Source organism: Streptomyces sp. NBC_00683, from assembly GCF_036226745.1.
Taxonomy (GTDB): Bacteria; Actinomycetota; Actinomycetes; order Streptomycetales; family Streptomycetaceae; genus Streptomyces.
This window is the reverse complement of the sequence record NZ_CP109013.1, coordinates 4,810,558-4,832,835: the sequence shown is the minus strand read 5'-3', so window position 1 is coordinate 4,832,835 and position 22,278 is coordinate 4,810,558. Positions and strand designations below refer to the sequence as shown.

Sequence of the window (22,278 nt, the reverse complement as noted above, 5' to 3'; positions counted from 1 at the left end):
GCCTTTGCCGAAGTCATGGCCGGAAAAACACCGAAGCCCCTCCACCGGAACGGCGGAGGGGCTTCGGATTCACGAACTGCGTTCGCTTACTTCTTGTTGCGACGCTGAACGCGCGTGCGCTTGAGCAGCTTGCGGTGCTTCTTCTTGGCCATCCGCTTACGCCGCTTCTTGATAACAGAGCCCACGACTACCCTCGCTCACTTCTTCTTCACTGGTGCGGGGCGTCTGGGCCCACACGACCTACGTCGGCCTAGCCTACCCGCCACTGGGTGAGGGGCGTAATCCGAGGGCAACGTCAGGCCGATTCCACCCCCACAAAGGACTCGCGGAGATACTCGTGAACCGCTTGCTCCGGGACCCGGAAGGACCTGCCCACCCGGATCGCCGGCAGATGACCGCTGTGCACCAAGCGGTACACGGTCATCTTCGACACTCGCATGACCGAGGCGACTTCCGCCACGGTCAGAAACTTGACCTCGTTGAGAGGCCTCTCGCTGCCAGCAGCCATGACCCACCTGTACCTTCCGCACGAGACGCGCACCGGCTTCCCCTCCGGTGACTCTTCGTCGTTGTGCGCTCACTCCCCAGATTAGGGGCGGGTGATGCGAGTGGGGAAGAGGTGAGACGACAGGCCGCCTACTGTGACAGACACGCCCGATTGAGTACATAGCGAGTAAGCGGGCGGTAGTAGTCCGACCGCACGCCGTCATCAAGCGGAACAGCGACGGACACCCGCCCCTCGGCCTCGCCCACGAACAGCGCGGGATCGTCCGTATCGGCCAGACCGATGGCCTCGATGCCCAGCTGACCTGCCCCGCAGACCCATCCATGGTCTCCGACCACCAGCTCGGGCAGCGCCCCGCAGTTCTCCGCGATCACCTCCAGCACGGCCCGAACCGGCAGCGGCGAATGGGTGTGCGCGCCGGTCGCACCACCGGGGGTCCGCACGCCCGGTTCGCGCACCAGCGCGACTCCCCGTACGTAGTCGAGGTTGTACGTGCGTACGCCGAACCGGGTCGTTATGTCGACACATCGGCCCTGCGCGGGGGTGAGCACCGCGCACCCTGCCGCCGACAAGGCGTCTGCCAGTCCGGCGTAGAACCCGAGCAGCCGGTGAGGATGACCGGTCCCGAACAGCACCGGAGCCCGCCTTGCCGCAGCCGCCCCGAGCCTCTCGGCGAACGCGTCCAAACCTGCCAGGGTCCGCTCCGGGTCGATCACATCAAGACCCGAGACATGATCAGGATCGTCCGACACACCGCACTTCTCCGCCATCAGCCTCAGCAGGTCACGCTCGCCCCAGACCCGGTCCGGATCGAGGCCCAGCATCACGCGCGGATCCCTCGCCGCGAAGAGCCGGTAGCTCTGCAGACTGTTCTGCCGCGAAGTGGCCACAGGCCCGGCCAGCCTGGCCGCCAGCAGATGGGCGCGCAGCGCCCCGGTGCTCAACACCCTCCCGATGCTCCCGCACCGGGAACACCGCAGGACCAAAACCCCGATTGCGCCCCACCGTTGGCGTAACCCCTACTCAGGCCAGCAGCCCCCGCAGCGGAAACACCGCCCGCCTCGTCGCCAGCACCGCTTGGTCCAGCCGGTCCGCCGGGTCGTACCCGGCCTCCCACGGCTGCCACGACGGAGTACGGCCGTCCGTCATCCGGGCCGGCCCCAACTGACGCGTCCGGGCGTAGACCTCGTCCCGCCACGACGACGGAATCACCGACTCCGGGTCCACCGGCGCATGAGCGGCGATCCCCACGAGATGCGTCCAGGACCGCGGCACCACATCGACCACCGCGTACCCGCCGCCGCCGAGCGCCACCCAGCGCCCGCCCTCCGCGTACTCGTGGGCGAGCTCGTGGCACGACGCCATCACGGCCCGCTGCGCATCCAGCGACACCGCCAGATGGGCCAGCGGATCCTCGAAGTGCGTATCGGCCCCGTGCTGGGTCACCAGCACCTGGGGCCGGAAGTCCGCCAGCAGCTCCGGCACCACCGAATGGAACGCCCGCAGCCACCCCGCGTCCCCCGTACCGGCGGGCAGCGCCACGTTCACCGCACCGCCCTCACCCGCCCCGCCGCCGGTCTCCTCCGGCCACCCGGTCTGCGGGAACAGCGTGCGCGGATGCTCGTGCAGCGACACGGTCAGCACCCTCGGGTCCTCCCAGAACGCGGCCTGCACCCCGTCCCCGTGGTGGACGTCCACATCGACGTACGCGACCCGTTCGGCCCCCAGCTCCAGCAGCCGGGCAATGGCCAGCGCCGGATCGTTGTAGATGCAGAAGCCCGCGGCACCTCCCGGCATCGCATGGTGCAGCCCACCGGTGAAGTTCACGGCGTGCGCACTCTCCCCGCGCCACACCGCCTCCGCGGCCCCCACCGAAAGCCCGGCGATGAGCGCGGACGCCTCGTGCATCCCCGCGAAAGCGGGATCGTCCACGGTCCCCAGCCCGTACGACTGGTCAGCCGCCGCAGGATCCACGGACGCGGCCCGTACCGCCGCCACGTAGTCCTCGCGGTGCACCAACCGCAGGGTGGACGCACCGGCGGCCTTGGCCGATCTCACATCCACCGCGGAGTCGAGCCCGAACGCCCGCACCAGCCCCATCGTCAGGTCAAGCCTGACCGGATCCATGGGATGACTGTCACCGAAGTCGTATCCCGAAACTGCGTCATCCCACATCAGCCGCGCGCGCCCGCTCATGCCCGCCACCGTATCGGGCGGGCTCGGCGCCGAACGACCGGGCATACACGAGCGTCGCAAGAACCAGCACCATCGGCACGAGCATCGCGCCCCGATAGCTCCACGCGTCACCGAGGGCCCCCACCAACGGCGAGCCGACCAGGAACCCCACGTAGTTGAAGACGTTCAGCCGGGCGACAGCCACATCGCTCGCCCCCGGGAACATCCGCCCCGCGGCGGCGAAGGTCTGCGGCACGATCACACAGAGCCCCAGCCCCAGCATGGTGAACCCGAGCATCCCCCACCACGCCCCGGGCGCCACGGCCACCACCCCGAAGCCCCCCGCCGCCAGCACACTCCCGAAGCGCACGACGGCCACCGCCCCGAACCGCCGCACCCCGAGGTCCCCCACGGCCCGCCCCAGCAGCGTGGTCACCATGTAGACGTTGTACGGAAGGGTCGCCATCTGCTCCGAACTGCCCAGCACGTCCTGCAGGTACTTGGCGCTCCAGTTGGAGACCGTCGAGTCCCCGATGTACGCGAAGGCCATCACCAGACAGAGCGGCATCAGCAGCTTGAACGGGACGGAACCGCCCTTCACCGGCTCCGCCGCCGCATCCTCCGCCGTCCTGCCCTCCGCGTACCACCGGCTCCCCAGCAGCGCCGCGGGCAGCAGGACGACCACGGCCGGCAGGTAGGACACGAGCAACGACAGATCCCAGTGCGCTCCCGCCCAGGCCATCGACGCCCCGGCGATGCCGCCCAGGCTGTAGGCGGCATGGAACCCGAGCATGATGCTGCGCCCGTACGCCCGCTGGAGGCTGACGCCCATCATGTTCATGGACGCGTCCAGCGCACCGACCGCGAGCCCGAACGCACCGAGCGCGAGGGCCACCTGCCACAACTCGGTGCCCGCACCCACACCCAGCAGCGCCAGCAGCACGACGGGCTGCGCCCACCTGAGCACGATCCCCGGCCGCACCCGCGCGACCACCTTCTCGGTGGCCACGCTGGCGATCCCCGCGAGGATCGGCACAGCGGCAAGGAAGGCGGGCAGCAGCCCGTCGGATATCCCGTACCGGTCCTGGATCGCGGGGATACGCGTCACGAGCAGAGCAAAGGTCACCCCTTGCACCAGGAAGCTCAATGCCAGAGAAGCCCTGCCGTGCCGCAACCGCGCATCCGTCATGGCCGCGAGCGTAGAGCCATCGATCTACCCCTGGGTAGATCGATCAGGCGAGCAGTTTTGGCAGCTGCGACATGTCGGAGAAGTGCCCGGTGACCCCGACGAGCCGGTCCGCCGGCATCATCGAGGTGAATCCGTACACGTCCATGCCGGCGGCACGGGCTGCCTCGACGCCGAGCGGACTGTCCTCGATCACGACACACCGCTCGGGGGCCACGCCCATCCGTTCGGCGGCGTGGAGGAACAGGTCCGGGGCCGGCTTGCCCTTCCCGACGTCCTCGGAGCTGAAGATCCACTCCTCCTCGAACCACTGGTCGAGCCCCGGCTTCCGGTGCCCGGCCGCGATCTTCTGGTGGCTTCCGGACGAGGCGACGCAGTACGCGACCCCGTCGGCGACGAGCTCGCCCAGGAGCTCCTCGACCCCGTCCACCGCGGCGATCTGCGCCTCCTGGAACGCGGCGAGCGTCCGGCGGTGCAGCTCCTCGTCGAAGTCCGCGGGCAGTTTCTGACCTGTCCGCTCCTCCACCAGATCGTGCACCCGGTGGACTGCGGCCCCCATGTAGTCGCGGACAGACTCCTCGTACGAGGTGGGGTGACCGAGCTCGGTGAGGTAGCCGGCTAGGACGGTGTTGGAGATCGGCTCACTGTCGACGAGCACACCATCGTTGTCGAAGATGACCAGTTCGTAGCGCATGGTCCGACCCTAGACGCTCAGAACGCAGAAAAGCCCCGTGCCACAAGGGCACGGGGCTTTCCCGGAATAATTGTTCGGCGGCGTCCTACTCTCCCACAGGGTCCCCCCTGCAGTACCATCGGCGCTGAAAGGCTTAGCTTCCGGGTTCGGAATGTAACCGGGCGTTTCCCTAACGCAATGACCACCGAAACACTATGAAATTAACCAACACCGGATGAAAACACGGCCGTTCGTTATTTCAGAACTAACACAGTGGACGCGAGCAACTGAGGACAAGCCCTCGGCCTATTAGTACCAGTCAGCTCCACCCGTTACCGGGCTTCCACATCTGGCCTATCAACCCAGTCGTCTACTGGGAGCCTTAACCACTCAAGGTGGTGGGAATACTCATCTCGAAGCAGGCTTCCCGCTTAGATGCTTTCAGCGGTTATCCTTTCCGAACGTAGCCAACCAGCCATGCCCTTGGCAGGACAACTGGCACACCAGAGGTTCGTCCGTCCCGGTCCTCTCGTACTAGGGACAGCCCTTCTCAATATTCCTACGCGCACAGCGGATAGGGACCGAACTGTCTCACGACGTTCTAAACCCAGCTCGCGTACCGCTTTAATGGGCGAACAGCCCAACCCTTGGGACCGACTCCAGCCCCAGGATGCGACGAGCCGACATCGAGGTGCCAAACCATCCCGTCGATATGGACTCTTGGGGAAGATCAGCCTGTTATCCCCGGGGTACCTTTTATCCGTTGAGCGACAGCGCTTCCACAAGCCACTGCCGGATCACTAGTCCCGACTTTCGTCCCTGCTCGACCCGTCGGTCTCACAGTCAAGCTCCCTTGTGCACTTACACTCAACACCTGATTGCCAACCAGGCTGAGGGAACCTTTGGGCGCCTCCGTTACTCTTTAGGAGGCAACCGCCCCAGTTAAACTACCCATCAGACACTGTCCCTGATCCGGATCACGGACCCAGGTTAGACATCCAGCACGACCAGAGTGGTATTTCAACGACGACTCCACAACCACTGGCGTGGCTGCTTCAAAGTCTCCCACCTATCCTACACAAGCCGAACCGAACACCAATATCAAACTATAGTAAAGGTCCCGGGGTCTTTCCGTCCTGCTGCGCGAAACGAGCATCTTTACTCGTAGTGCAATTTCACCGGGCCTATGGTTGAGACAGTCGAGAAGTCGTTACGCCATTCGTGCAGGTCGGAACTTACCCGACAAGGAATTTCGCTACCTTAGGATGGTTATAGTTACCACCGCCGTTTACTGGCGCTTAAGTTCTCAGCTTCGCACACCCGAAAGTGCACTAACCGGTCCCCTTAACGTTCCAGCACCGGGCAGGCGTCAGTCCGTATACATCGCCTTACGGCTTCGCACGGACCTGTGTTTTTAGTAAACAGTCGCTTCTCGCTGGTCTCTGCGGCCACCCCCAGCTCAGGAAGCAAGTTCCCTCACCAGTGATGGCCCCCCTTCTCCCGAAGTTACGGGGGCATTTTGCCGAGTTCCTTAACCATAGTTCACCCGAACGCCTCGGTATTCTCTACCTGACTACCTGAGTCGGTTTAGGGTACGGGCCGCCATGAAACTCGCTAGAGGCTTTTCTCGACAGCATAGGATCATCCACTTCACCACAATCGGCTCGGCATCAGGTCTCAGCCTTAATGTGTGACGGATTTACCTACCACACGGCCTACACCCTTACCCCGGGACTACCACCGCCCGGGCTGGACTACCTTCCTGCGTCACCCCATCGCTTACCTAGTACAAGTCTGGTTCATCGGCTCCACCACTACCCTCAACTCCGAAGAGATCGGGCCGGCTTCACGGACTTAGCATCGCCTGATTCAGTATTGGGCGTTTCAAAGCGGGTACCGGAATATCAACCGGTTGTCCATCGACTACGCCTGTCGGCCTCGCCTTAGGTCCCGACTTACCCTGGGCAGATCAGCTTGACCCAGGAACCCTTAGTCAATCGGCGCACACGTTTCTCACGTGTGTATCGCTACTCATGCCTGCATTCTCACTCGTGAACCGTCCACAACTCGCTTCCGCGGCTGCTTCACCCGGCACACGACGCTCCCCTACCCATCCATACTCCCGTTGGGGATATGTGTATGAATGACACGACTTCGGCGGTACGCTTGAGCCCCGCTACATTGTCGGCGCGGAATCACTTGACCAGTGAGCTATTACGCACTCTTTCAAGGGTGGCTGCTTCTAAGCCAACCTCCTGGTTGTCTCTGCGACTCCACATCCTTTCCCACTTAGCGTACGCTTAGGGGCCTTAGTCGATGCTCTGGGCTGTTTCCCTCTCGACCATGGAGCTTATCCCCCACAGTCTCACTGCCGTGCTCTCACTTACCGGCATTCGGAGTTTGGCTAAGGTCAGTAACCCGGTAGGGCCCATCGCCTATCCAGTGCTCTACCTCCGGCAAGAAACACACGACGCTGCACCTAAATGCATTTCGGGGAGAACCAGCTATCACGGAGTTTGATTGGCCTTTCACCCCTAACCACAGGTCATCCCCCAGGTTTTCAACCCTGGTGGGTTCGGTCCTCCACGAAGTCTTACCTCCGCTTCAACCTGCCCATGGCTAGATCACTCCGCTTCGGGTCTTGAGCGCGCTACTAAATCGCCCTATTCGGACTCGCTTTCGCTACGGCTTCCCCACACGGGTTAACCTCGCAACACACCGCAAACTCGCAGGCTCATTCTTCAAAAGGCACGCAGTCACGACTGCATGTGCAAGCACATACAGCGACGCTCCCACGGCTTGTAGGCACACGGTTTCAGGTACTATTTCACTCCGCTCCCGCGGTACTTTTCACCATTCCCTCACGGTACTATCCGCTATCGGTCACCAGGGAATATTTAGGCTTAGCGGGTGGTCCCGCCAGATTCACACGGGATTTCTCGGGCCCCGTGCTACTTGGGTGTCTCTTAAACGAGCCGTTGATGTTTCAGCTACGGGGGTCTTACCCTCTACGCCGGACCTTTCGCATGTCCTTCGCCTACATCAACGGTTTCTGACTCGTCTCACAGTCGGCAGACTATGAAAAAGAGATCCCACAACCCCGTATGCGCAACCCCTGCCGGGTATCACACGCATACGGTTTGGCCTCATCCAGTTTCGCTCGCCACTACTCCCGGAATCACGGTTGTTTTCTCTTCCTGCGGGTACTGAGATGTTTCACTTCCCCGCGTTCCCTCCACACTGCCTATGTGTTCAGCAGTGGGTGACAGCCCATGACGACTGCCGGGTTTCCCCATTCGGAAACCCCCGGATCAAAGCTTGGTTGACAGCTCCCCGGGGACTATCGTGGCCTCCCACGTCCTTCATCGGTTCCTGGTGCCAAGGCATCCACCGTGCGCCCTTAAAAACTTGGCCACAGATGCTCGCGTCCACTGTGCAGTTCTCAAACAACGACCAGCCACCCATCACCCCGCCCTAACAGGCGAGTTCACTGGGGCCGGCAACCGAAGATCCAGACTCAACGAGCCCGTACCTTCAGATACCCAACAGCGTGCCCGACCCGATCAACTAGTTCCCATTTTCCACGCCGAAGCAGTACTTACGAAAACCAGCCAACCGTGCCGAATAGTCAACGTTCCACCCATGAGCAACCACCGTCGAACATTTGCCGACGAAATGGTCTCTGGATTCCCCGAAGAGAATCTAGATGCTCCTTAGAAAGGAGGTGATCCAGCCGCACCTTCCGGTACGGCTACCTTGTTACGACTTCGTCCCAATCGCCAGTCCCACCTTCGACAGCTCCCTCCCACAAGGGGTTGGGCCACCGGCTTCGGGTGTTACCGACTTTCGTGACGTGACGGGCGGTGTGTACAAGGCCCGGGAACGTATTCACCGCAGCAATGCTGATCTGCGATTACTAGCAACTCCGACTTCATGGGGTCGAGTTGCAGACCCCAATCCGAACTGAGACCGGCTTTTTGAGATTCGCTCCGCCTCGCGGCATCGCAGCTCATTGTACCGGCCATTGTAGCACGTGTGCAGCCCAAGACATAAGGGGCATGATGACTTGACGTCGTCCCCACCTTCCTCCGAGTTGACCCCGGCAGTCTCCTGTGAGTCCCCATCACCCCGAAGGGCATGCTGGCAACACAGAACAAGGGTTGCGCTCGTTGCGGGACTTAACCCAACATCTCACGACACGAGCTGACGACAGCCATGCACCACCTGTATACCGACCACAAGGGGGGCACCATCTCTGATGCTTTCCGGTATATGTCAAGCCTTGGTAAGGTTCTTCGCGTTGCGTCGAATTAAGCCACATGCTCCGCTGCTTGTGCGGGCCCCCGTCAATTCCTTTGAGTTTTAGCCTTGCGGCCGTACTCCCCAGGCGGGGAACTTAATGCGTTAGCTGCGGCACCGACGACGTGGAATGTCGCCAACACCTAGTTCCCAACGTTTACGGCGTGGACTACCAGGGTATCTAATCCTGTTCGCTCCCCACGCTTTCGCTCCTCAGCGTCAGTAATGGCCCAGAGATCCGCCTTCGCCACCGGTGTTCCTCCTGATATCTGCGCATTTCACCGCTACACCAGGAATTCCGATCTCCCCTACCACACTCTAGCTAGCCCGTATCGAATGCAGACTCGGGGTTAAGCCCCGAGCTTTCACATCCGACGTGACAAGCCGCCTACGAGCTCTTTACGCCCAATAATTCCGGACAACGCTCGCACCCTACGTATTACCGCGGCTGCTGGCACGTAGTTAGCCGGTGCTTCTTCTGCAGGTACCGTCACTTGCGCTTCTTCCCTGCTGAAAGAGGTTTACAACCCGAAGGCCGTCATCCCTCACGCGGCGTCGCTGCATCAGGCTTTCGCCCATTGTGCAATATTCCCCACTGCTGCCTCCCGTAGGAGTCTGGGCCGTGTCTCAGTCCCAGTGTGGCCGGTCGCCCTCTCAGGCCGGCTACCCGTCGTCGCCTTGGTAGGCCATTACCCCACCAACAAGCTGATAGGCCGCGGGCTCATCCTTCACCGCCGGAGCTTTTAACCCCGTCCCATGCAGGACAGAGTGTTATCCGGTATTAGACCCCGTTTCCAGGGCTTGTCCCAGAGTGAAGGGCAGATTGCCCACGTGTTACTCACCCGTTCGCCACTAATCCACCCCGAAGGGCTTCATCGTTCGACTTGCATGTGTTAAGCACGCCGCCAGCGTTCGTCCTGAGCCAGGATCAAACTCTCCATGAATGTTTTCCCGTAATCGGGAGAGCACCATAAAAGAGCGGGACAACCAACCGGAATAGGGCTGGTCATCCACAGCGTCCTCGCTGATGTTGCCTACCCGCCACATGGGCCAGTAGGACTTCAAAGGAACCACCAACCCACCGAAGTGGGCCGGGGTATCAACAAATTTGGCGTTGACTTTTGGCACGCTGTTGAGTTCTCAAGGAACGGACGCTTCCTTCGGTCCCGTTTCACCGGGGCCCTCCGGGCGCTTCCCTTCGTTCTTGCGTTTCCGACTCTATCAGACTCTTTCGTGTCCGATTCCCGGTCGAAGCGGGTTTCGCTTTCCAGTTCTTCGCTTTCGCGTTTCCCTTTCCGGCGAGTCCGACTCTATCAGATCCTTTCGGGCCTGATTCCCAGTCAGTGGGGCTTGTCATCCCGGCTGTTGGGCCGTTCCGACGAGTGAGACTTTAGCGGAATCCGGGGCCCCGACGCTAATCGGGTCATCGTTCCTTCGAACGTGGATTCCTCATTCCGAACGTGCACACAGAAAACGTGCGACACAGGTCGCCGGTTTCTTGTGGTCACTACGGAATCGCTGTCCGGGGACCGACCGGGGTCGGCGCTCACGTCGGACAACTCGGAGCACACTACGGATCCGTACGGGTGGTGTCAACCTCCGGCCTGGGCCCCGCGTCACGGAAGGCTGTCCGGTAGTCGCGCGGGCTGGTGGAGAGGTGTGCCGCGAAGTGCTGACGCATGGTGATCTCGCTGCCGAACCCCGTGCGGCGGGCCACCTCCGGGAGGGGCAGGTCCGTGCGTTCGAGGAGCTTCTGGGCTGCGGCGATGCGTTGCGTGATCAGCCAGCGCAGTGGGGTGGTCCCGGTGGTGGCCTGGAAGTGACGGGCGAAAGTGCGTGCGGACATGCCGGCCCGGGCCGCGAGGGTGGCCACGGTGTGCGGTTCCGCCAGGTGGGCCAGCGCATGGGCCCTGACCGAGGCGAGAGTGTCGGCGTCCCGGTCGGACTCCGGAGTGGGGTGCTCGATGAACTGCGCCTGGGTTCCGGTCCGGAACGGGGCCGTGACCATCGAACGGGCGATCGTGGCCGCCACTTCGGCGCCATGGGTGATGCGGACCAGATGGAGGCAGAGGTCGATGCCGGCCGCCGTGCCCGCCGAGGTCCAGATGTTCCCGTCGCGGAGGAAGAGGGCGTCCGGCACCACGGTGACCTGGGGGTGGTGGGCGTGAAGGAGGTCGGTGAGGTTCCAGTGCGTGACGGCCTGGCGGCCGTCGAGCAGACCCGCCTGCGCAAGCGTGAAGGCGCCGCCGCAGAGCGCGGCGATGGGCGTGCCCCGCCCATGGGCACCGCGCAGGGCCTCGAGCACCGCGGGCGGGGCCGGGGTGAGGTGGTCGTCGAGGCCGGGCACCACGATCAGGTCGCAGCGCGACAGCCAGGTCAGCGTCCGGTCCGGGCTGAGGGACAGGCCGCCGCGGAGCGGAATGGATGCCGGGTCGGCGGCGGCGCGGCGCAGGTCGAAGGCGGGGACACCCCGGTCGGTACGGTCCACGCCCCAGACCTCGGTGATGACGGAGACGTCGAACGCCCGGACTCCCGGGAACGAGACCAGAGCGATGCGGGCGGGGCGGTTCGGCGACGCGGTCACCTTGGCAGTAAAGCATCGATCGATGACTTTCCCGGCTCTGGGAGACAGTCGCCCAGGGGCGGAGAGTGAAGGCATGGAGATCGCAGGGAACGCAGCGCTGGTCGTGGTGGATGTGCAGCAGGGCTTCGAGGAGGAGGCGTACTGGGGACCGAGGAACAATCCGGATGCCGACAGGAACATCGCGGGGCTGATCGATGCCTGGCAGGCGAGTGGCCGGCCCGTCGTGTTCGTACGGCATGACTCGACCAAGCCTGACTCGCCCTTGCGGTTGGGCTATTCGGGCAATGAGTTCAAGGAGTACGTGGAGGAGCGTCGCGGAAAGGGGAGCGGGGCGGAGTTGTTCCTGACGAAGTCGGTGAACTCCGCCTTCTACGGGACGCCCGATCTGGATGCCTGGCTGCGGGAGGCCGGGGTGCGGCAGATCGTGGTGGCCGGGATTCAGACCAATATGTGCGCGGAGACGACAGCGCGCATGGGCGGCAATCTCGGGTACGAGGTGTTCTTCGCTCTCGACGCGACGTACACCTTCGACGCGGTGGGGCCGTGGGGATGGGCCCTGGGTGCGGACGAGCTGGCGCGGGCCACCGCCGTGACGTTGCACGGCGGTGGGTTCGCGAGCGTGGTGCGCAGTGCGGAGCTGGTTGCCGCGGTGAAGTAGACGAGTGACGTGGGTGGGGCAGGGGCGCGGCGGTCTCAGCCGTTGCCGGAGGCGAGCTCGCGGCTGCGGTCGCGGGCTGCTTCGAGTGCGGCGATGAGGGCGGCTCGCACGCCGTGGTTCTCCAGTTCCCTGATGGCGCTGATGGTGGTGCCGGCCGGGCTGGTGACGGCCTCGCGCAGCTTGACCGGGTGTTCACCGCTGTCCCGGAGCATGATCGCGGCGCCGATGGCGGCCTGGACGATGAGGTCGTGGGCCTGGGCGCGGGGCAGGCCGAGCAGGATGCCCGCGTCGGTCATGGCCTCGACGAGGAAGTAGAAGTACGCGGGTCCGGAGCCGGAGAGCGCGGTGGCCGCGTCCTGCTGGGACTCCGGGACGCGGAGGGTCTTGCCGACGCCGCCGAAGATCGCCTCTGCGTGGGCGAGGTGTCCGGGGGTGGCGTGGCTGCCCGCCGAGATCACGGACATGCCCTCGTCCACGACGACGGGGGTGTTCGGCATGACCCGTACGACCGGGGTGCCCTCGGCGAGGCGCTCCTCGATGAACGCGGTCGGGATGCCGGCGGCGGCGGTGATGACGAGACGGTCGGCGGTGACGTGCGGGGCGAGTTCGTCGAGGAGCTTGCCCATGTCCTGCGGCTTGACCGCGAGGATGAGGATGTCCGCGCTCTTGGCGGCTTCGGCGTTGGTGACGGACTCGACGCCGTAGCGGGTGCGGAGCTCTTCGGCGCGCTCGGAGCGCCGCGTGGTCACCAGGAGATCGGCGGCGCGCCAGCCCGCCCGGATCATGCCGCTGAGCAGAGCCTCGCCGATCTTTCCTGTACCGAGGACTGCGACTGTCTGGGTCATGCGGTTTCACCCTCCGGGTGGCGGTTCTCGTCGTTGCCGCCATCCTCGCACCGGGCGCTCAGGGCCTCTCGTCTGGATCAGGCCGGATCAGGGAGCCCGGCAGGATCCAGACGCGAGGCCCTCAGGTGGTGCGGCGGCGGAGGGTGGCCGCGCCCAGGCAGAGGACGAGCAGGGCGCTGCCCGCGACGATCACGATGTCGCGGAAGAAGGCGGGGGTGATGTCGGTGTGGGTGAGGACCTCGTTCATCCCGTCGACGGCGTACGACATCGGCATGACGTTCGAGACCGCTTCCAGGACGGGGTGCATCTGGTCGCGCGGGGTGAACAGTCCGCACAGGAGCAGCTGGGGGAAGATCACGGCCGGCATGAACTGGACCGCCTGGAACTCGGAGGCGGCGAAGGCCGAGACGAACAGGCCGAGCGCCGTGCCGAGCAGCGCGTCGAGCAGGGCGACCAGGAGCAGCAGCCAGGGCGATCCGACGACGTCCAGGCCGAGCACCCACACGGACAGCGCGGTGGCCAGGAGGGACTGGACGACGGCGACCGCACCGAAGGCGAGTGCGTAGCCGGCGATCAGGTCGCCCTTGCCCAGGGGCATCGCGAGGAGGCGTTCGAGGGTGCCCGATGTGCGTTCGCGCAGCGTGGCGATCGATGTCACCAGGAACATCGTGATGAGCGGGAAGATGCCGAGCAGCGAGGCCCCGATGGCGTCGAAGGTCTGCGGGCTGCCGTCGAAGACGTAGCGCAGCAGCGTGATCATCAGGACCGGGACGATCAGCAGCAGCGCGATGGTGCGGGGGTCGTGCCGGAGCTGGCGCAGGACGCGGGCGGCGGTGGCCAGGGTGCGGGCGGGGCTCAGCGGCTGCGCGGTGGGCGCGGGGGCTGTGGTGCTCATCGGGTCGTCTCCTGGCGGGTGGCAGTGGCGGCTTCGTCCACGAGGTGGAGGAAGGCCTCCTCGACGGTGGCGGATCCGGTGCGGGTGCGCAGGCCTTCGGGAGTGTCGGAGGCGAGGATCTCGCCCGCGCGCATGAGCAGCAGCCGGTGGCAGCGCTCGGCCTCGTCCATGACGTGCGAGGAGACGAGGATCGTGGTGCCCCGGTCGGCGGCGAGGGCGTGGAAGAGGTTCCAGAGGTCCCGGCGGAGTACGGGGTCGAGACCCACGGTCGGTTCGTCGAGGACCAGGAGTTCGGGTGTGCCGAGCAGGGCGACCGCGAGGGAGACGCGGCTGAGCTGGCCACCGGAGAGGTTCCCGGCCAGGGCGTCTGCGTGGGTGGTGAGGTCGACGTCCTGGATGGCGCGGGTGACGGCTTCCCCGCGGGCGTCCCGGTGGCTGCGTCCCGGCTGGAGGACGGCCGCGAAGTAGTCCAGGTTCTGCCGGACGGTGAGGTCGGTGTAGACGGACGGGGCCTGGGTGACGTAGCCGATGCGGGGGCGCAGGGCGGGGTGCCCCGCGGGGCGGCCGAGGACGTCGAGGGTGCCGGTGACCTTGGCCTGGGTGCCGACGACGGAGCGCATGAGTGTGGATTTCCCGCAGCCCGAGGGGCCGAGGAGTCCGGTGATCCTGCCGGGTTCGACGGCGAAGTCGAGGCTGCGGAGGACGGTGCGGTCGCCTCGTTCGACGGTGAGGGCGCGGGCTTCGACGGCAGCTGCGGCGGCGGGTGCGGCTGTGGGTGCGCGCCCGTCTCCCGCACCGTACGGGGAATTCATCATGTGATGAATTTTCGTCCCGTCGGAGGTCCCGCGTCAAGGGATCGGCGTGGCGTCGGGCACAGTCGGCCCGGGGCGTGATCGGAATGAGTGGTCCCCTCCCGTTCCATCCCGTTCTGCTTCGTTCCATCCCGTACTGCACCCATGCTTCTCACCGCCCACTGCCGACGGAGGCACCTTCATTGCGTGGCATTCCGGTCTCTCGCGCCGACTTCACCGCTTCACTCGTCGTCTTTCTCGTCGCCCTGCCCCTCTGCGTGGGTGTGGCCGTCGCCTCGGGCGTGCCCGCCGAGCTCGGACTCATCACCGGGATCGTCGGAGGAATCGTCGCGGGACTGCTCCCCGGCAGCAGCCTGCAGGTCAGCGGTCCTGCGGCCGGGCTGACCGTCCTGGTGTACGAGGCCGTCGCGCTCTACGGGATCGGCGCCCTCGGGGTGCTGGTCCTGACCGCCGGCGCACTGCAGGTGGCTCTGGGGGTCATGCGGCTCGGACGGTGGTTCCGTGCCGTGTCCGTCGCCGTGGTGCACGGGATGCTCGCCGGGATCGGACTGGTCCTGATCTCCGGTCAGGTGTACGTACTCGCCGACGCGACGGCTCCCGGCTCCATGGGGCAGAAGATCGCCGGGCTGCCCGGCCTCCTGCTCGGCGAGGGGGTATCCGGTCCGGCCGTCGCGTTGGGGGTGGGGACCGTCGTCGTACTGACGCTCTGGCCGAAGTGGCGGCGGGCGGCGCGCGTGGTGCCCGCGCCGCTGGTGGCGGTGGGGCTCCCGGCCGGGGTCACCGCGGTGTTCGGTCTGCCGGTGCGCCGGCTGGAGGTGAACGGCCTGCTCGACGCCGTACAGCCGCCCGGGATCGCCGACTGGGCGCGGCTTCTCGAAGCCGGGGTCCTCGGCACCGTCCTCGCGTTCGCCCTGATCGCCTCGGCGGAGTCACTGTTCAGCGCGGCCGCGGTGGACCGGCTGCACAACGGGAAGCGGACGGACTACGACAAGGAGCTGATCGCGCAGGGCGCGGGCAATGCCGTGTGCGGGGTGCTGGGCGCCCTGCCGATGACCGCGGTGATCGTGCGCAGCGTCGCCAATGTGCAGGCCGGCGCGCGGACGAAGGCGTCCCGCATCCTGCACGGTGTGTGGCTGCTGCTCTTCGCCGCGGCCCTGCCGATCGCGCTGGGAATCATTCCCGTGGCGGCCCTGGCGGGCGTACTCGTCCACGCCGGCTACAAGCTCATTCCCGTACGGACGCTGGTGCCGCTGTGGCGTGAGCACCGCGGTGAGGCGGTGGTGCTGGGAGTGACGGCCGGGACCATCGTGGCGACAAGCCTGTTCGAGGGGGTCGTGGTCGGACTGGTGCTGGCCGTCGCCAAGACCGCCTGGGACATCAGCCATGTGCATGTGGAGGTGGAGGAGGGTGCCGGCGGTGTGCTGCGGGTCCGGGTGGCGGGCAATGCCACGTTCCTGCGGCTTCCGAAACTGCTCGACGCCCTGGACGCGCTGCCGCGCGACCGGGTGGTGGAGCTGGATCTGGCCGGGCTCCGGCACACCGACCACGCGTGTGCGGCCGCTCTGGAGGGATGGGCCGAGTCCCGCGAGGTACGGCGGGACCAGGAGACCGGCACGGTCAGCGGATCACCACGATGAGGTCGGCGACATAGCGCTCCTCGACCGTGCCGTTTGGGAAGAGCCCGGCGAGGTGAGCGCGCTCCGCGGCGAGGAAACGGCGGGTGGCCTCCTCACCTGCGGTGCCGAGCACGAGGAACGCGGAATGGCTGGCGAGGTTGGCGAGGTGGGTCTCGACCGGCACCTTCCGCGACCAGGGGAGCAGGCGCTGCGCGAGGCTGCCGCCGGCCGGCCGGGGCAGCTCGCGGAACCGGCTGCCGGGGACCGGGGACGCGGGTGAGGAGCCGTGCGCGCTGTTGTCGGCGCCGAGGTGGCGGCGCAGGCGGGTGTCCTGGTCGGCGATCCAGGGGACGGAGTGGTCGGAGACGTTCCACCACAGCGCCAGGGCTCCCCCGGGACGCAGGACGCGGAACGCCTCGGGCATCGAGCGTTCCTGGTCCGTCCAGTGCCACGACTGTGCGTAGGTGATCAGGTCGGCCGACGCGGTGGCCAGCGGGAGACGGTTGCCGTCGCCCCGCACGACCGGTACGGACGGAAGCGTCCGGTGCAGTTCGGCCGCCATGCCGGGGCCCGGCTCCACGGCCGTGACCCTGGCGCCCCGTGCGTGGAGCAGCCGGGTGGCGATGCCCGTTCCGGCGCCGATGTCGACGGTGCGGGCGCCCCGCAGCGGACGGCCCGCCAGCTCCTCGACGGCGTCGAAGAGGGCGGCCGGGTAGTCGGGGCGGGCCGCTGCGTACTGGGCGGCGGCACGGTCGAACGAGAGGGCGCGGGCAGTCGACATGGGTTCATCGTCCCTCTGCCACGGCGTACGCGGGAGCGGTTTTCCGCAGACGCTACTTCCGCCCGGTGCGCTTGCCCTTGGCGCTCCTGCGGGCCGCCGGATTGCCCGTGCGGGTCGAGCGGCGCTTCACGTACTGGGCGAGCGCCGTCTCGTACTCCGTGCGCCGGAGCTTCTCGCCGGGCGCCTCCAGGAGGGAGCGGAAGAAGTACGCGAGGAGCGAGCCGATGAAGCCGATGGACTTGAGTCCGCGCAGGCTGTCCTCGCGCGACGGGTCCGCGGGACGGCGGCTGAACCCGTCCCAGGTCCTGCGGAAGGCGATGGCGCTGCACACCGCGAACATCAGGACCACGAGCATGCCGACGAGGCTGCCGACCTCGGCGATCTCCAGGCCCTGGTACGCGAAGCGGAGGACGAAGCACGAGGCGACGGCCGCCGCGAGCGAGCCGACGGCTGCCCCGGCGCGCCGCAGCCCGTAGCCCCCGTCGTGGTCGACCCAGGTCGTACCGAAGAAACGAAGGGGCTCGGGCTGCGGACCAGGCGTGCTGCCGCCGGACGTCGTGCTGCCGGAGGGCGTACCGGATGCTTCGCTGTTCTCGCTCACGGAATCGATTATCCCTGGGCGAGCGCTGTGCGTGTCAGTCGCAGCGCGGGGCGATGTAGCCGTCACTGCCCGTGTGCACGTACGCGTCGGACACGAACTCGCCGCTGGCGATGTTGTCCCAGAGGTTCGTCGTGCCGTACGGGCCGCTGATCCACTCCCCCGGCTTCTGGCAGTAGACCGGGACGCTCATCCCGTACGGCAGCGTCCTGACGATCCCGTACTGCGTGCCGGGGCCCTTGCGGACGTTGACGCGGTAGCCGGGGGCGATGGGGTATCTGACGACGCTCGCGGCGAGCGTCGTCACCCCCTGGTCGTCCGCCGCCGCACTGTCGGTGATGCCGGTGTTCTCTCCAACGCCCATGAGGGCCTCCCCCGTTGAAAACGATGCGTACGACGCGCAGGCTAACAACCCCCACCCGACTCGCACGCACCATCGACTAGGCTCCGTGCGTCGCGCTTGCGGACGAACACACGGGGGTGGGCGGTGCCGCCGCTGCGAGGTACCGGATCGCATCCGGAAGCGGAACAACCTGAGTACGCCGGCCGGTACCGGCTCGAGGCATGTCTCGGTGCGGGCGGCATGGGTGTGGTGCACCTGGCGCGCTCCGCCTCCGGGCTGCAGCTCGCGGTCAAGGTGGTGCACCGCCAGCACGCGGCGGACCCCGAGTTCCGGGCACGGTTCCGGCAGGAGGTCGCGGCGGCCCGCAGGGTCAGCGGCGCCTTCACCGCACCGGTCGTGGATGCCGACCCGACAGCCGAACTGCCCTGGATGGCCACCCTCTACGTGCCCGGCCCGACGCTCTCCGCGCAGGTGAAGCGGAACGGGCCGATGAGCCCGGCCGAACTGCGCACGCTCACGGCAGGGCTGGCCGAGGCGCTGCGTGACATCCACCGGGCCGGTGTCATCCACCGCGATCTCAAGCCGAGCAACGTGATGCTCCCCGACTCCGGTCCCAAGGTCATCGACTTCGGGATCTCCCGGCCGTACGACAGTGACCTGCGCACCGAGACCGGGAAGCTGATCGGCTCGCCCCCGTACATGGCGCCCGAGCAGTTCCAGCGGCCGCGTGAGGTCGGCCCCGCCGCGGACGTGTTCGCGCTGGGCGCGGTGCTGGTCCACGCGGCGACCGGCCGGGGGCCCTTCGACTCGGACAGCCCGTACATCGTGGCCTACCAGGTGGTGCACGACGAGGCCGACCTGGCCGGGGTGCCCGCCGATCTGGCTCCGCTGGTCGGGCGGTGCCTGGCGAAGGATCCCGCGGAGCGTCCCACCCCGGACGAGATCATGGCGGCGCTGCATCCCCCGTCGTACGAGGCCACGGCGTTCGTCCCGGCACAGCGGCGTCCGGCCTCCGTCGCAACCCGGGCGGCATCCGGCGCGCGGGAGCCCGCCCAGGAGACGGCGACCCACATACGGGCGGCGGAACCGCCGTCCGGGACGAGGCGCGGGCGGCGGACGGGGCGGCGGCTCGCGGTGGCCGCGGGAGTGCTCGCTCTGGTCGCCGGCTGCGTGTGGGCGGCCGGCGCGTGGAACAGCTCCGGGACCCCGGGCACGGCCGAGGCCGAGGGAAAGAAGAAGACGGCGCCGGCCTTCGTACCGTGGCAGACACCGCTGCCTTCCCCGCAGGGCTCGACGCCCTCGTGCTCCCCCTCGGGGACGGGTGCGGACTCCGCGTTGTACTGCGTGGCCGCGGGCTTCGGCACGGCGCGGCTGGACCCGTCGGACGGCCGGGTGATCTGGTCGCGGCGGGATGCCTCGCCGGAGGCCCCCGAACTGGGAGCGGCGGCCGGCGGACCGGCGTACACCGCCGTGCCGGGCGGCGCCCTCCGGGCCTACGACCCCGGCCGGGGCACCCAGCTCTGGGAGGCGGACCTCTCCGCGTACCTCGACGTCCCCTTCCCTGCCGGTGACACGCTGCTGATGGTCGGGCGGGACGGCACCGCGCAGGGCCTCGACGCCACGACCGGCGCGTCGCGCTGGCGGCACACCGTCCCCGGCCACCGGCAGCCGGGCTACGCGCTGTACGAGAGCGGGACGGGACTCGCGTACGTCTTCGAGAACTCGGCGCACGGGACCACCACGCTCGTCACGGCGCTCGAGACGGAGACCGGGCGCACCGCCTGGCAGCGCCGGCTGGACGGGACACTCACCCCGGCCGGGGCGTCCGACGGGGTGCTCGTCCTCACGTCCATGAACGAGAGCGCCCAGACCACCGGGCTGGTGCGCTACGACCCGGTGCTGCGGAGCGCCACCCGGACGACACTGCCCTTCCGGATGAACGAACCGGAGGTCGTACTCGACGGCGACACCGCGTATCTGCTGGAACGCGGCGGCACACTGCTGGCCGTCGGGATCCGTCCGGGCAGCGGGAAGGCGGAACGCTGGCGCCTGGAGACGGCCGTCGGGCTCACGTCCTCGCCCGTCCTCGGAGAGGGCGACCGGCTCTACTTCTCCGCGGCCGACGGACGGCTGCTCGCTGTCGACACGGAACACGGAACGCTGCTCGGGCAGACCCGTCCGCGGCTGAGGGCGGGGAAGCTCAGCCACGCCTCGTCGCTGCCCGCCCCCGTGGTCCTCGGCACGGCCGTGTACGGAACCTCCCCGGACGGTTCCGTTTTCGCCGTGGACGCGAACGACCCCGCCCACTGGTGATACCGGGGACGGGGTCGGACGTGCGGTTGTGTCAGCCGAGCTTGGAGACGTCGCGGACGGCGCCGCGGTCCGCGCTCGTCGCCATGGCCGCGTAGGCCCGCAGCGCCGCCGAGACCTTGCGGTCGCGGTTCTTCGGCGCGTACACGCCGTTCAGGGCCGCTCGGCGGGTGGCCAGCTCGGCGTCGGGGACGAGGAGCTCGATCGAACGGTTCGGGATGTCGATCCTGATCCGGTCACCGTCCTCGACGAGCGCGATCGTGCCGCCGGACGCCGCCTCCGGCGAGGCGTGCCCGATGGACAGCCCGGACGTGCCGCCGGAGAAGCGGCCGTCGGTGACGAGGGCGCAGGTCTTGCCGAGGCCGCGACCCTTCAGGAACGACGTCGGGTAGAGCATCTCCTGCATGCCGGGGCCGCCGCGCGGGCCCTCGTAGCGGATGACGACGACGTCGCCGTGCGTGATCTCCTTGCGGAGGATCTTGTCCACCGCGTCGTCCTGGGACTCGCAGACCACGGCAGGGCCCTCGAAGGTCCAGATCGACTCGTCCACACCGGCTGTCTTGACGACACAGCCGTCGACCGCGAGGTTGCCCTTGAGGACCGCGAGGCCGCCGTCCTTCGAGTACGCGTGCTCCACGGAGCGGATGCAGCCGCCCTCGGCGTCGAGGTCGAGGGTGTCCCAGCGCTCGGACTGCGAGAAGGCGGTCGCGGAGCGGACGCAGCCGGGGGCCGCGTGCCACAGCTCGATCGCGTCGGGGGACGGGGAGCCGCCCCGCACGTCCCAGGACTTCAGCCAGTCCGCGAGGGAGTCGGAGTGGACGGAGTGGACGTCCTCGTTGAGGAGGCCGCCGCGGTAGAGCTCACCGAGGATGGCGGGGATGCCGCCGGCCCGGTGGATGTCCTCCATGTAGTACGTGCCGCCGGGCGCGACGTTCGGCGCGACCTTCGCGAGGCAGGGGACGCGGCGCGAGATCGCGTCCATCTCCGGGAGGCCGAAGTCGAGCTCGGCCTCCTGGGCGGCGGCCAGCAGGTGCAGGATCGTGTTGGTGGAGCCGCCCATGGCGATGTCCAGGGCCATGGCGTTCTCGAAGGCGGCCCGCGAGGCGATGTTCCGGGGGAGGACCGTCTCGTCGTCCTGCTCGTAGTGGCGCTTGGTGATCTCGACGATCGTGCGGCCGGCGTCCTCGTACAGCGCCTTGCGGGCGGTGTGCGTGGCGAGGACCGAGCCGTTGCCGGGCAGGGCCAGGCCGATCGCCTCGGCGAGGCAGTTCATCGAGTTGGCGGTGAACATGCCGGAGCAGCTGCCACACGTCGGACAGGCGTTCTCCTCGATACGGAGGATGTCCTCGTCCGAGATCTTGTCGTTGACCGCGTCGGAGATCGCGTCGACCAGGTCGAGGCTGCGGACCGTGCCGTCGACGAGGGTGGCCTTGCCTGCCTCCATCGGACCGCCGGAGACGAAGATCGTGGGGATGTTGAGGCGGAGGGCCGCCATCAGCATGCCGGGGGTGATCTTGTCGCAGTTGGAGATGCAGATCAGCGCGTCGGCGCAGTGGGCCTCGACCATGTACTCGACGCTGTCCGCGATGAGGTCGCGGGAGGGCAGGCTGTAGAGCATGCCGCCGTGGCCCATCGCGATGCCGTCGTCCACGGCGATCGTGTTGAACTCGCGGGGCACCGCGCCCGCGGCCTTGATCGCCTCGGAGACGATCCGGCCGACGGGGGCGAGGTGGGTGTGTCCGGGGACGAACTCCGTGAAGGAGTTGGCGACCGCGATGATCGGCTTGCCGATGTCCTCACTGGCTACGCCTGACGCCCGCATAAGGGCGCGGGCGCCCGCCATGTTGCGGCCGTGGGTGACAGTGCGGGACCTCAGATGGGGCATCGCCGATCGCTCCTTCGACAGATAAAGACTGTCTCCGAGCGTACGCCCCGCTCCAGGATCTGGACAGCGTGTCCGGATTCCGGGACGCGGTGCCCATTGTCCGGGCAGGTGCG

The 22,278-nt window shown here is 67.1% G+C and carries 17 protein-coding genes and 3 rRNA genes; 3 read left to right on the top strand and 17 right to left on the bottom strand.

Annotated features, from left to right (window positions below; translation table 11 throughout):
• Window positions 1–86: 86 nt before the first annotated feature.
• The 10 genes from OG257_RS21715 to OG257_RS21670 form a co-directional block, all read right to left on the bottom strand.
• Complete coding sequence (locus OG257_RS21715) at window positions 87–185, bottom strand: 30S ribosomal protein bS22 (RefSeq protein WP_003948845.1); 99 nt, start codon at window positions 183–185, stop codon at window positions 87–89.
• A gap of 110 nt (window positions 186–295) precedes the next feature.
• Window positions 296–508, bottom strand: a complete 213-nt coding sequence (locus tag OG257_RS21710) for a helix-turn-helix domain-containing protein (protein ID WP_014046653.1) — start codon at window positions 506–508, stop codon at window positions 296–298.
• A gap of 128 nt (window positions 509–636) precedes the next feature.
• A complete protein-coding gene (locus OG257_RS21705) occupies window positions 637–1,452 on the bottom strand; it encodes a phosphatase (protein WP_329209855.1) in 816 nt (271 codons plus the stop codon).
• A 76-nt stretch (window positions 1,453–1,528) separates the two neighbouring features.
• On the bottom strand, window positions 1,529–2,701 hold the full coding sequence (locus OG257_RS21700; protein ID WP_329209853.1) for an acetoin utilization protein AcuC: 1,173 nt from the start codon (window positions 2,699–2,701) through the stop codon (window positions 1,529–1,531).
• The gene (locus tag OG257_RS21695) at window positions 2,670–3,869 is read right to left on the bottom strand and encodes an MFS transporter (protein WP_329209851.1); all 1,200 of its coding nucleotides are present in this window, start codon (window positions 3,867–3,869) and stop codon (window positions 2,670–2,672) included. Before OG257_RS21695 ends, OG257_RS21700 begins: the two co-directional genes overlap by 32 nt.
• Before the next feature lie 43 nt (window positions 3,870–3,912).
• Window positions 3,913–4,560: an HAD family hydrolase gene (locus tag OG257_RS21690; RefSeq protein WP_329209850.1), complete on the bottom strand. Its 648-nt coding sequence runs from the start codon at window positions 4,558–4,560 to the stop codon at window positions 3,913–3,915.
• Between the two features lie 72 nt (window positions 4,561–4,632).
• Window positions 4,633–4,749 (bottom strand): 5S ribosomal RNA (gene rrf / locus OG257_RS21685).
• 79 nt (window positions 4,750–4,828) lie between these two features.
• Window positions 4,829–7,953 (bottom strand): 23S ribosomal RNA (locus tag OG257_RS21680).
• 303 nt (window positions 7,954–8,256) lie between these two features.
• Window positions 8,257–9,782, bottom strand: a 16S ribosomal RNA gene (locus OG257_RS21675).
• The 16S, 23S and 5S rRNA genes sit together here, the layout of an rRNA operon.
• A 626-nt stretch (window positions 9,783–10,408) precedes the next feature.
• The gene (locus OG257_RS21670) at window positions 10,409–11,422 is read right to left on the bottom strand and encodes a GlxA family transcriptional regulator (RefSeq protein ID WP_329209848.1); all 1,014 of its coding nucleotides are present in this window, start codon (window positions 11,420–11,422) and stop codon (window positions 10,409–10,411) included.
• Window positions 11,423–11,495: 73 nt separating this feature from the next.
• Here OG257_RS21670 and OG257_RS21665 point away from each other — a divergent pair, with 73 nt between their 5' ends.
• Window positions 11,496–12,080 carry a cysteine hydrolase family protein gene (locus OG257_RS21665; protein WP_329209846.1) on the top strand — a complete coding sequence of 195 codons (585 nt, stop codon included), beginning with the start codon at window positions 11,496–11,498 and terminating at the stop codon, window positions 12,078–12,080.
• Window positions 12,081–12,115: 35 nt separating this feature from the next.
• Here OG257_RS21665 and proC read toward each other — a convergent pair whose 3' ends face one another.
• The 3 genes from proC to OG257_RS21650 all read right to left on the bottom strand — a co-directional run bounded on the left by proC (window position 12,116) and on the right by OG257_RS21650 (window position 14,635).
• Window positions 12,116–12,925 carry a pyrroline-5-carboxylate reductase gene (gene proC, locus OG257_RS21660; protein WP_329209844.1) on the bottom strand — a complete coding sequence of 270 codons (810 nt, stop codon included), beginning with the start codon at window positions 12,923–12,925 and terminating at the stop codon, window positions 12,116–12,118.
• 121 nt (window positions 12,926–13,046) lie between these two features.
• Window positions 13,047–13,820, bottom strand: coding sequence for an ABC transporter permease (locus OG257_RS21655; protein WP_329209843.1), 774 nt, complete (start codon window positions 13,818–13,820; stop codon window positions 13,047–13,049).
• Window positions 13,817–14,635 (bottom strand): ABC transporter ATP-binding protein, encoded by an 819-nt coding sequence (locus OG257_RS21650; protein ID WP_443054453.1) that lies wholly within the window; start codon window positions 14,633–14,635, stop codon window positions 13,817–13,819. Before OG257_RS21650 ends, OG257_RS21655 begins: the two co-directional genes overlap by 4 nt.
• Before the next feature lie 179 nt (window positions 14,636–14,814).
• On the opposite strand from OG257_RS21650, the gene OG257_RS21645 reads away from it, so the two are divergent.
• Window positions 14,815–16,269 (top strand): SulP family inorganic anion transporter, encoded by a 1,455-nt coding sequence (locus OG257_RS21645; protein ID WP_329209841.1) that lies wholly within the window; start codon window positions 14,815–14,817, stop codon window positions 16,267–16,269.
• Here OG257_RS21645 and OG257_RS21640 read toward each other — a convergent pair.
• The 3 genes from OG257_RS21640 to OG257_RS21630 are packed head-to-tail and all read right to left on the bottom strand — an operon-like array spanning window position 16,250 to window position 17,991.
• On the bottom strand, window positions 16,250–17,029 hold the full coding sequence (locus OG257_RS21640; RefSeq protein WP_329209839.1) for a class I SAM-dependent methyltransferase: 780 nt from the start codon (window positions 17,027–17,029) through the stop codon (window positions 16,250–16,252). The genes OG257_RS21645 and OG257_RS21640 overlap by 20 nt on opposite strands.
• Window positions 17,030–17,081: 52 nt before the next feature.
• Window positions 17,082–17,630 (bottom strand): hypothetical protein, encoded by a 549-nt coding sequence (locus OG257_RS21635; RefSeq protein ID WP_329209837.1) that lies wholly within the window; start codon window positions 17,628–17,630, stop codon window positions 17,082–17,084.
• A gap of 34 nt (window positions 17,631–17,664) precedes the next feature.
• Window positions 17,665–17,991 (bottom strand): SH3 domain-containing protein, encoded by a 327-nt coding sequence (locus tag OG257_RS21630; RefSeq protein ID WP_329209836.1) that lies wholly within the window; start codon window positions 17,989–17,991, stop codon window positions 17,665–17,667.
• 123 nt (window positions 17,992–18,114) lie between these two features.
• Between OG257_RS21630 and OG257_RS21625 the strand changes: the two genes are divergently transcribed.
• Window positions 18,115–20,283: a serine/threonine-protein kinase gene (locus OG257_RS21625; RefSeq protein WP_329209834.1), complete on the top strand. Its 2,169-nt coding sequence runs from the start codon at window positions 18,115–18,117 to the stop codon at window positions 20,281–20,283.
• 31 nt (window positions 20,284–20,314) lie between these two features.
• On the opposite strand, the gene ilvD is transcribed toward OG257_RS21625, so the two are convergent.
• A complete protein-coding gene (gene ilvD, locus OG257_RS21620) occupies window positions 20,315–22,165 on the bottom strand; it encodes a dihydroxy-acid dehydratase (protein ID WP_329209832.1) in 1,851 nt (616 codons plus the stop codon).
• Window positions 22,166–22,278 lie beyond the last annotated feature (113 nt).